The sequence below is a fragment of the Bacillus sp. TSO22 genome (assembly GCF_020223595.1).
In the GTDB taxonomy this organism is placed as follows: domain Bacteria; phylum Bacillota; class Bacilli; order Bacillales; family Bacillaceae; genus Bacillus; species Bacillus inaquosorum.
In genome coordinates this window covers 15864-25311 of the sequence record NZ_JAHAWO010000009.1, presented here as the reverse complement: position 1 = coordinate 25311, position 9448 = coordinate 15864, and the positions used below count along the sequence as shown (strand labels likewise).

10 protein-coding genes and 1 pseudogene are annotated in these 9448 nt (G+C 44.2%); 4 read left to right on the top strand and 7 right to left on the bottom strand.

Annotation, left to right across the window (positions count from 1 at the left end):
* Positions 1 to 3 precede the first annotated feature (3 nt).
* Complete coding sequence (gene fabD / locus KHQ79_RS09005; RefSeq protein ID WP_225514904.1) at positions 4 to 1206, bottom strand: ACP S-malonyltransferase; 1203 nt, start codon at positions 1204 to 1206, stop codon at positions 4 to 6.
* A 419-nt stretch (positions 1207 to 1625) separates the two neighbouring features.
* On the opposite strand from fabD, the gene KHQ79_RS09000 reads away from it, so the two are divergent.
* Complete coding sequence (locus KHQ79_RS09000; protein ID WP_162301202.1) at positions 1626 to 1781, top strand: hypothetical protein; 156 nt, start codon at positions 1626 to 1628, stop codon at positions 1779 to 1781.
* A gap of 269 nt (positions 1782 to 2050) precedes the next feature.
* On the opposite strand, the pseudogene KHQ79_RS22320 reads toward KHQ79_RS09000, so the two are convergent.
* Positions 2051 to 2279, bottom strand: a pseudogene (locus KHQ79_RS22320) (6-carboxyhexanoate--CoA ligase); the annotation flags it as partial.
* 281 nt (positions 2280 to 2560) lie between these two features.
* On the opposite strand from KHQ79_RS22320, the gene KHQ79_RS08990 reads away from it, so the two are divergent.
* The 3 genes from KHQ79_RS08990 to uptA all read left to right on the top strand — a co-directional run bounded on the left by KHQ79_RS08990 (position 2561) and on the right by uptA (position 4537).
* Positions 2561 to 2968 (top strand): GtrA family protein, encoded by a 408-nt coding sequence (locus tag KHQ79_RS08990; RefSeq protein WP_003238141.1) that lies wholly within the window; start codon positions 2561 to 2563, stop codon positions 2966 to 2968.
* 6 nt (positions 2969 to 2974) lie between these two features.
* Positions 2975 to 3868, top strand: a complete 894-nt coding sequence (gene galU / locus KHQ79_RS08985) for a UTP--glucose-1-phosphate uridylyltransferase GalU (RefSeq protein WP_003238139.1) — start codon at positions 2975 to 2977, stop codon at positions 3866 to 3868.
* 72 nt (positions 3869 to 3940) lie between these two features.
* Positions 3941 to 4537 carry an undecaprenyl phosphate transporter UptA gene (uptA, locus tag KHQ79_RS08980; RefSeq protein WP_019258543.1) on the top strand — a complete coding sequence of 199 codons (597 nt, stop codon included), beginning with the start codon at positions 3941 to 3943 and terminating at the stop codon, positions 4535 to 4537.
* A gap of 48 nt (positions 4538 to 4585) precedes the next feature.
* Here uptA and nrnB read toward each other — a convergent pair whose 3' ends face one another.
* The 5 genes from nrnB to KHQ79_RS08955 all read right to left on the bottom strand — a co-directional run bounded on the left by nrnB (position 4586) and on the right by KHQ79_RS08955 (position 9439).
* Positions 4586 to 5785, bottom strand: coding sequence for an oligoribonuclease NrnB (gene nrnB / locus KHQ79_RS08975; RefSeq protein WP_019258544.1), 1200 nt, complete (start codon positions 5783 to 5785; stop codon positions 4586 to 4588).
* Between the two features lie 169 nt (positions 5786 to 5954).
* The gene (locus KHQ79_RS08970) at positions 5955 to 7490 is read right to left on the bottom strand and encodes an acyl-CoA carboxylase subunit beta (RefSeq protein ID WP_080429017.1); all 1536 of its coding nucleotides are present in this window, start codon (positions 7488 to 7490) and stop codon (positions 5955 to 5957) included.
* 10 nt (positions 7491 to 7500) lie between these two features.
* Positions 7501 to 8283 carry an enoyl-CoA hydratase gene (locus tag KHQ79_RS08965; protein WP_003238132.1) on the bottom strand — a complete coding sequence of 261 codons (783 nt, stop codon included), beginning with the start codon at positions 8281 to 8283 and terminating at the stop codon, positions 7501 to 7503.
* Between the two features lie 20 nt (positions 8284 to 8303).
* The gene (gene ldeG / locus KHQ79_RS08960; RefSeq protein WP_003238130.1) at positions 8304 to 9203 is read right to left on the bottom strand and encodes a hydroxymethylglutaryl-CoA lyase; all 900 of its coding nucleotides are present in this window, start codon (positions 9201 to 9203) and stop codon (positions 8304 to 8306) included.
* Between the two features lie 14 nt (positions 9204 to 9217).
* Positions 9218 to 9439, bottom strand: coding sequence for an acetyl-CoA carboxylase biotin carboxyl carrier protein subunit (locus tag KHQ79_RS08955; protein ID WP_003238128.1), 222 nt, complete (start codon positions 9437 to 9439; stop codon positions 9218 to 9220).
* Positions 9440 to 9448 lie beyond the last annotated feature (9 nt).

Below are 9448 nucleotides of genomic sequence, written 5' to 3'. Positions count from 1 at the left end.
GCTTTATTTTAAAATCCGTAATTGTTCCCAAGCCGGAAGCTGTTTAGCCTCGCAAATTAATTTGCACAAATGGATCGAATGTTCGAGTTCTTGTTCTGAAAGCTCATCTTTATGTATTTCCATTCTCTTTTTCAGCTCTTGGATTTGCGTAAATAATGGCGTCGTCATGTTGGAATAAGCCAATGAATCCTTATTGTAATTTCGCGCAATGGTGGATTGAATCATCAATTTATTCAGTTGTTTTTTGCGTAAGTGGACAATATTTTTATTTCTTTCCGTTGAATTGGAAAGTAGATGAAGATCAGATGTCTGCCCTAAAGAATAAGGTGCAATATGATTCGTTATTTTTCTCAGCAGACTGGCTAAGACATTCTTTGGGCCCATTTCGATGACTTCCGTCACTCCGTGTAAAAGCAAGTAATGCATCGATTCTGTCCATCTTACCGGCAGCGTCATGTGCTGCTTGAGATGTTCGTTGATCGATTTTCCGCTGCTGTAAGGGTGCGTCGTGACATTCGAAATGATCGGCCATGCGGCATCCCGGAAGGAATACAGGTGTAATACAGTCTGGAATTGTTCGGATGCTGATCGTATCATCGAACTGTGAAAAGGCGCACTGACATTCAAATAAGTATATTTGGCCCCCTTTTCCTCCGCTATCCTGATGACACGTTCCACAGCTTGCCGATGTCCGGAAATCACATGCTGCTGGTCTGAATTCATGCAGGCGACACCTGCGGGAAATTCTTCCGTCGACACTTTCGAACATATTTCTTGCAATGTTTGAAGAGGGAGCTGAGTCACGGCGGCCATCGCCCCCTGCTGCTGAGGATCCGCATTTTGCATAAGAATTCCCCGCTGCCTTACAAGTGTAACGGCATCATGAAATGAAAGAGCGCCAGCACAGACAAGCGCAGAGTATTCGCCTAAACTATGACCTGCAAGAAAGCGAGGCTTAACCCCTATCTCCTGCATATACACTTGAAAAGCAATCACACTGACGGTTAAAATAGCGGGCTGCGCATTCATTGTCTTTGTCAGTTCATTTATATCACCGTTAAAACACAGTTTTTTTACATCCAAGGAGATCGCATCGCTCGCTTCTTCAAATAATCTCTTTGCGAGCACAAAATCATTCCAAAAACTTTTGCCCATTCCTACAAATTGAGATCCTTGTCCAGGAAATAAAAAGGCAAGATTGTTCATGAGCTCCCTCCGATCACATTGAACAGAGATACAATATTATACAAAATATCCCTTTATCTAACATCCTAGCATGATTATAATAAATGTGTATAGAATACTTTTGTAGGAGTTATTGTTCGGTTTTACAAAGGGCCTGGATTACATTTGTTTATTAAATATAAAATGGGGCAACACCGAAAAATCAGTCTTTAAGAGAGATGACAGAGTCGGAATGGAAGGCTGTTACCGACTCTTCTTCACTTAGACCGCGCCCTCGATGTTCATATGTTTTAGGTCTATCGGCATAATTGTGTCAGAAATTCCATATTTTTGTTTTTTTATAAAAATTAATCTGTATATCTGTGAAGGATTGTAAACTGATAGCGCTTGTTTATAGATGTTGCACAAGAAATGGATCTTGAGGAGGAAACTCTGCGAGGATGAAATACGACGCAGAACATATGAATGATCCTGCTTGGATACTGATTGATCGCAGTAAATCGGTCCATTACATTGCTGAATGCGAGCTGCATCATCATAAGAGGAATATATCATTAGAAACAAATTGTTTTGGTTCTGGTTCAGTCTTGCTGTAGGCTGATAGGGAATCAAAGCGCGGAACTTTTCAATCTATTGAATTCCGGCTGCTTCTTCTGCTGATTCCTGTTTCCATTATTCTCTTCTTTGTAAGACATTTCGTTAACATTCCGCAACCCCCTTTCGAAACCCGTCATATTTTGTCATCCATATGTGAACAAGGTATTCAGGCACAAAAAACAGCCGTTCAGAGCGGCTGTTTTTTTCAAGAGTATAAGAACTATTGAACGGTATATACGCCGTCAATGACTACGGCCTGACCTTTGGTTTGCCCTTTTTCTACCGTAGCTGTTTGATGTACGGCAATCGTTAAAGGGCGGATCGTTTTGATCGGTTCATTAACGCTTTCAAGCTGAATCTGCATAAAATCAGTGTCCGAGAAGCCTTTATGTAATAAGCATTCACCGCTTCCTGTAAATCGTTGTAAGTGATGAGCTGTTCTCAGCGGGAAATGTGTTTTCCGTCTTGTTCATGGGGACGTCATGGGAAGTTCTCATTCTGACACTGTAATATATTTTTTCCTGATCACGTTTCCCTTCTTTCTCGCATGGAAATCAATGTTAACTAAATAACGTTAACACTTAGGTTCCTAGCAAAATGCGCCAACCCAAACTATCAAAATGGTAACTTAATGAATCTGCAAGACCCCATTACTTTTCATGTTTTGTTCATATTTTATTAATTGTTTATTCAACACTGTCCGCTAAAGTAATCCATATCAACAAATAAGAAAGCCATCCGCATCTTTTATGAAGGGAGGTCAAAGCCGGGTGCCGTTATGCTGAAAGAAAAAATAAAGACATTAGGCCGTTTTTGCACCGTGGGCGTCGGCAATACGCTGATAGATTTTGGTGTCTTCTTTCTTCTCACCGCTTGTCATGTCCCTTATCTGCCGGCGCAGATCTGCTCCTATTCGGCAGGTATCATCAACAGCTATGTGTGGAACCGGAGTTGGACGTTTCGTGTTAAACGTAAGGCCGGCGGGAAAGAGATCGTGCGCTTTCTCATGATTAATATTGCCGCGTCTGGGATTACCTTTTTGCTGCTTTATTTGTTTCAAAAAGGCGGCTGTTCGCTTTTGGTGAGTAAGCTCGCCGCCACTATCGGCGGAATGATGGTGAATTTTATCGGAAACCGAATCTGGGTATTTGGAGATTCGCTGAAAAACATACAGGATCAGGAGTGAAGATGAATGAGAAAAAAAGTGAGAAAAGCGGTCATTCCCGCAGCGGGTTTAGGAACGAGATTTCTGCCGGCGACAAAGGCGCAGCCGAAAGAAATGCTCCCGATCGTCGACAAACCAGCAATCCAATACATTGTAGAAGAGGCCGCAGAGTCAGGAATTGAAGATATACTGATTATTACAGGGAGAAACAAACGCTCGATTGAAGATCATTTTGACCGGTCGGCGGAATTGGAATTCAATTTGCGGGAAAAAGGCAAGACGGAGACGCTTAAGGAAATGCAGCAGATTGCCGATTTGGCCAACATTCATTACATCCGCCAGAAAGAACCGCTCGGATTAGGCCATGCGGTGCTGTGTGCGGAGCATTTTATCGGAGATGAGCCTTTCGCCGTTCTCTTAGGCGATGATATTATGGTGTCTGAAAAACCGGCTCTTCGGCAATTAATGGATGTATACGATGCTTATGGCACAGAGGTTGTCGGAGTACAGTCAGTTCTCCCTGAGGATGTCAGCAAATATGGTATTATAAATACATCAGGCTCTCAAGGGCATGTGTATGAAGTGACAGATTTAGTTGAAAAGCCTTCTCCTGAAGAAGCGCCTTCGGAAATCGCCGTGATGGGACGTTACGTGCTGAATTCTTCGATCTTCCCCGTTTTGAAGTCAATTGGCAGAGGCGCGGGCAACGAAATTCAGCTCACAGATGCGCTTCGTGAGGTTTGCTGTAAGCAGCCTATCCATGCCCGGCTGCTAGAAGGAAATCGATATGACATTGGCGATAAGCTGGGCTGTTTTAAAGCGAGCACTGAAATCGGCTTAATGCGCCCCGAAATGAGATCTCAGCTTTTGGCTTATTTAGAAGATGTGATCAAACGGGAAACGAAAGAAATGCTGCGATAAAAAAATTGTAACCATCTTGCTCGTCAATCAGTCATATAATAGTGAAAAAGATTAGGACAGGTTGTGAAGAATGTGGGCAGTTTGATAAGCGAAATTTTAACATGGCTGACGAATATGGGATATGCGGGCATTGCAATTGGCTTAATGATTGAGATCATCCCGAGTGAAATTGTATTGGCCTATGGCGGCTATATGGTATCGGAAGGCACGATTGGATTTATTGGCGCCATTATTGCGGGTGTTATCGGGGGCACCATTGCCCAGATCTTTATTTATTGGATCGGACGCTATGGCGGCAGACCGTTTTTGGACAAATACGGGAAGTACTTATTGATTAAAAAGCATCATATTGACATGTCAGAAAACTGGTTTCAAAAGTACGGAACGGGTGTTGTCTTCTCGGCACGTTTTATACCAGTTGTCAGACATGCGATATCCATTCCCGCAGGCATTGCCAAAATGCCGTTTCTCAAATTTGTGGTACTGACTGTACTTGCTATCATACCGTGGTCTATCCTCTTTGTTTATTTAGGCATCCAGCTTGGAAGTCAGTGGGATGATGTTGAGAACATTGCAGGTACTTATACAACGCCGATAATGATACTGGCGATTGTCGTTATCGCCCTTTATTTTGTGATTAAAAAACGTGCAGCCATATTTAAACGATAGCTAGCGGATATGCATAGGGATGATTGATTCTCCCCTATGCATATTTTTTTATCTGCGATGCTGGTTTGCCAGCTTCAAATGCTCCGCTAAAAATGCGACAAATACTTCATCACGCACGAGTGATGCGGCATAATTTCTTTTAATAAACCATTCTGCTTCTTCAAATGCTGCGAATGTTTCATCCTGTGTTTCCCCGTTAATTTGGATATTCCACTCGTTGTTTAAAGGGAACAGAAAAAATCTCATTTGTGCGCGATTTTCGTATAGTGATCCGTTCGCTGATCCCTTTAGATTATAGATGTTACGGAAAGCATCAGGCCGGACAGGATCAATCCGGAATGCTTCAGCAACAAACAAATCATATACTTCGTCGGTTATCGAACAGCCTGATGCCTTTGCATGCCCTCCTCCTCCGTATCGGCCGGCGATTTCTGAAACATCGACGTAATCATGAATGGTGCGCAGGCTGACCCGTTTTGACCCCATGCTTAAAATCGCAATGTAATCGAGATGCGGATTTTCTTTTCCGAGCCTGTTTCCAAGCTCTGAATGGTACGATTCTGCGTGAACGATGCCCACACAGTGTTCATGAACAAAGGTTTGCACCATTTCCCTTTTCTTTCTCCGTAGATAGCGCTCGATTTTTGCGTCTTCTAAATCAAGCAGTTTTTCTTCAAAATCATCAAAGAAAAATTCATCATGCGCAGAAAGACGCTGAATCATTTTTTCTTCAAATTCATCAATTGACAGCAAAAAGAAAAGGTCATTAAGCCGCTTCGCCTGTTTTTGATCGTACCGCTCCCACTCCCATGTATCATATTGGCGGACGAGCTCTGTGAATTGATCTAAGGCATTTGTCGGTTTCATGAAACCATTTTCAACGAGATAGCCATATAAAAGCGATGTGGCCGATGAAAGCCGTCCATCATCGTATTCCACTTGAACAAATCCCCATTCATGCTCATTTAAATGAAGGGCTGTTTTATGGTGGTCAATCAGCTTCACTTTTCCGCCCGCATGAACATACTCATTCAATCTCTCTTCGTTTTCTTCGTTGACGGCGAGATCGGTAATGAATAACGCGTCTTGTCTGTTGCTCTCTTTCGCTTTTTCTAAAAAGTACTGGACTTGAGCGTTTAAGCCGTTGACAGAGTTATACCGGACCTCAACATCTTTTCCGAATGCCAATTTTGCTACGATTCCGCACCCTACTCCGTCCAAGTCGTTATGTGAATATAAATGATACATAATGTAGGCCCCTTTTTATGATGAACTGACAATTGCCGCTAGAGGTGCGGCAGCCTTTATTTACTATTCTAAAAAACATAGCATTTTATGCAATGTTGATTAGTTTACATAATGTAATTATTGTAAATATATAAAAGGAGCGCTTTTTTACGCTCCTGAGTCATTGCTTTTATACCGGATACACCGGATGCTTTCGATTTGTAAATGTCATTTCCTTTGTCATGTATGCCTTCAGCCGTTTGTCCAGCTCATCCCGCAGCGAATTGGCTGGGATCACGGCATCGATGATCATCTCTGAAGCCAGGCGGTATATATTAATGTCCTCTTTATATTCCTCCCGTTTGCTGCTGATAAATTGGGCCCTCTCTTCTATCGGCAGCTCGGCGATTTTTTTAGCATAGACGGCATTTACAGCTGCTTCAGGACCCATGACGGCGATTTGAGCGGTTGGGAGCGCTAAGCAGCAATCTGGTTCAAAGGCCGGCCCAGCCATTGCGTACAACCCCGCACCGTACGCTTTTCGGACAATGACAGAGAGCTTAGGGACGGTTGCCTCCGACATCGCTGAAATCATTTTTGCCCCGTGCCTGATAATACCCGCTTGTTCTACCTTTGTGCCGATCATAAAGCCGGGGATATCTGCTAAGAACAGCAATGGGATATGAAACGCGTCACATAAGGTAATAAACTTAGCCGCTTTGTCTGCGGAATCGTGGAATAAGACGCCTCCTTTTACCTTTGGCTGATTTGCAATAATACCGACAGGCTGTCCTTGGATTCGTGCGAGGCCCGTTATTAATTCTGGTGCAAATAAAGCTTTGATTTCAAAAAATGAGCCTTCATCAATGACCCGCTCAATCAGCTCATGCATATCAAAAGGTGCATTTTGGTTTTGCGGAATGACGTCGGCAAGCGGGATGTCGAAGTGTTTTGGCGGGCGTTTCTTTTGCATGGGCGCTTTTTCTTGATAATTTGCCGGAAAGTACGATAAATAAGCCCGTGCCAGACGTATGGCTTCTTCTTCAGTTTTTGCAAGAATATCTCCGCAGCCTGAGATTGAGCAATGCATACGGGCGCCTCCCATTTCTTCGAGGGACACTTTTTCGCCAATGACCATTTCTGCCATCCGCGGCGAGCCTAAATACATGGAGGCGTTACCATCTACCATGACGACAATGTCACAGAAGGCTGGAATATAAGCGCCTCCTGCCGCAGACGGGCCGAAAAGCAAGCAGATTTGCGGAATGCGTCCCGATAATTTGACTTGATTGTAAAAAATTCTTCCTGCACCGCGTCTCCCTGGAAAGACATTGATTTGGTCGGTGATTCTGGCACCCGCTGAATCGACTAAATAGATGAGCGGACAGTTTAATTTTTCGGCTGTTTCTTGAATGCGAATGATTTTTTCAACGGTTTTCGCCCCCCATGACCCTGCTTTAACCGTTGAGTCATTTGCCATCACACAGACGGTTTGGCCGCTGATTTTGCCGATGGCGGTTACGACTCCGTCAGCGGGAAGCCCGTCTGACATGCATTCCGCAAAAAAAGCGTCTTCAAGCTCAATGTCATCGTCAAACAAAAGAGCAAGCCGCTCTCTGACAAAGAGCTTGCCCTTTTCTTGGTTGCTCTTATGATACTTTTCCGCCCCACCTTTTCGTATCCGTTCAGCCCGTTCTGTTCGTTCCTTTTCATAATCCATGAGCATTGCCTCCCTTTTATATTCCCTTGTATACGGCCCGTCTTTTTTCTTGAAACGCCTGAAGCCCTTCTCTCCTGTCTTTTGTCGGAATGGTATGTTCATATGCTTTTTGTTCAATCGCCAGACCTGTAGCAAGATCTGTCTCCAACCCTTTATTGATTGCGAATTTAGCCTGACGGACAGCGATCGGCCCGTTAGCAGAAATGGCTGCGGCCAGCTCTTCTGCTTTTGGCATGAGGTCACAAGAAGCCGTGACATGCTCTACAAGGCCTATCTCTTTTGCTTTGTGTGCAGTTACACGTGTGCCAGTATAAATTAATTCTTTTGCTTTTCCTCTGCCAATCAGACGCGGCAGCCTTTGGGTTCCTCCGGCGCCTGGGATAATGGCTAACCCTGTTTCTGGAAGGCCCAGCACAGCAGATTCAGCTGCGATTCGAAGGTCGCATGCCAATGCCAATTCAAGCCCGCCGCCTAATGCGCTTCCGTTTATCGCAGCTATGACCGGCTGCGGCAAGGATTCAAGTAAAGCCGCGGTTCTTTGAATGAGAGATACACTTTCCAGAACCTGATCTTCTTTCAGTTTTATCCGTTCTTTCAGATCTGCCCCCGCGCAAAACGCTTTTTCACCGGTGCCTGTGAGGATAACGCAGCGGATGTTTGAGTTGAATTCAATTTCCTGAAGAATCAATTGCAGGCTTCTAAGCATTTCCGCTGAAAGAGCATTTGCCGCCTGAGGCCTGTTTAAGGTGATCACGGCAATGTGATCATTTTGGACAGTAAAAAGAATAGATTCTCCCATTGTTTTTGTCCTCTCTTTAATCAAGATGATTTAAATACCTGTAAATTTCGGCTCGGCAGCTGTTTGCCTATTTTCTCTTCTATCCATTTGGCTGCGGATAGCAGTTTATCCAGCTTTATATTGGTTTTGATATCCATCTGTTCAAGCATGTACACGATATCCTCAGTTGCGGCGTTTCCTGACGAACCTGGAGCATATGGGCAGCCACCAAGCCCGCCTGCTGAGCCGTCGAACACAGTGATGCCCATTTGGAGTGCTGTGACCATGTTTGCCAGCGCCGTTCCTCTCGTATCATGAAAATGCAGGGCAATTTGATTGGCCGGAAATCGTGCCAAAAGAGCTTCAAGCACGGTTTCAACTTGAGCGGGATTTGCCGCTCCGATCGTATCTCCAAGCGACAGTTCAGAAATCCCGAATTCAAATAGGGCTTCAGAAAGGCGAATGACTTGTTCAATGGGGACATTTTTTTCGTACGGACAGCCGAAAACGGTTGAGAGGTAGGCTCTTGTTGTGAGGTTTGCTTTTTTTGCGTCATCGTTTACTTGTTTAAGAATTTGAAGAGTTTCAGAAGTGGATTTATTGATGTTTTTTCTATTGTGCGTCTCGCTTGCAGACATAAAGACACAAGCTTCGTCAATGCCTCCTTCAAGCGCATTCTCCAGCCCCTTCTGATTCGGGACAAGTGCCGCGTACGTTACCCCTTTTACACGGTCTATGCCTTTTGCCACGTCTATAGCATCTCGAAGTGCCGGAATCCATTTTGGGTGAACGAAGGATGTGATTTCGATATATGAAAGTCCAGTCCGGGAAAGCTGGTTGATCCAAGCGATTTTGTCTTCTGTTGCGATCCAGACGGACTCGTTTTGTAAGCCGTCACGCGGGCCGACTTCTTTGATTTTCACTTTTTTAGGATATGACATTGTCTTCCTCCAGTTTATTGAGTGGAATCGCTCAGTTCGAGCAGCACGTCTCCTTCATTCACGAAATCACCCTCATTTTTTTTGACTTCTTTTACGGTTCCGCTTCTGTCTGCAACGATCGGAATTTCCATTTTCATTGATTCCAAAATGGCAACTTCCTGGCCTTTTTCAATTTGGTCGCCAGCTTTGACGTGCACTTTCCACAGGTTTCCCGCCATTTGTATCTTAACTGTCATGACAACTGC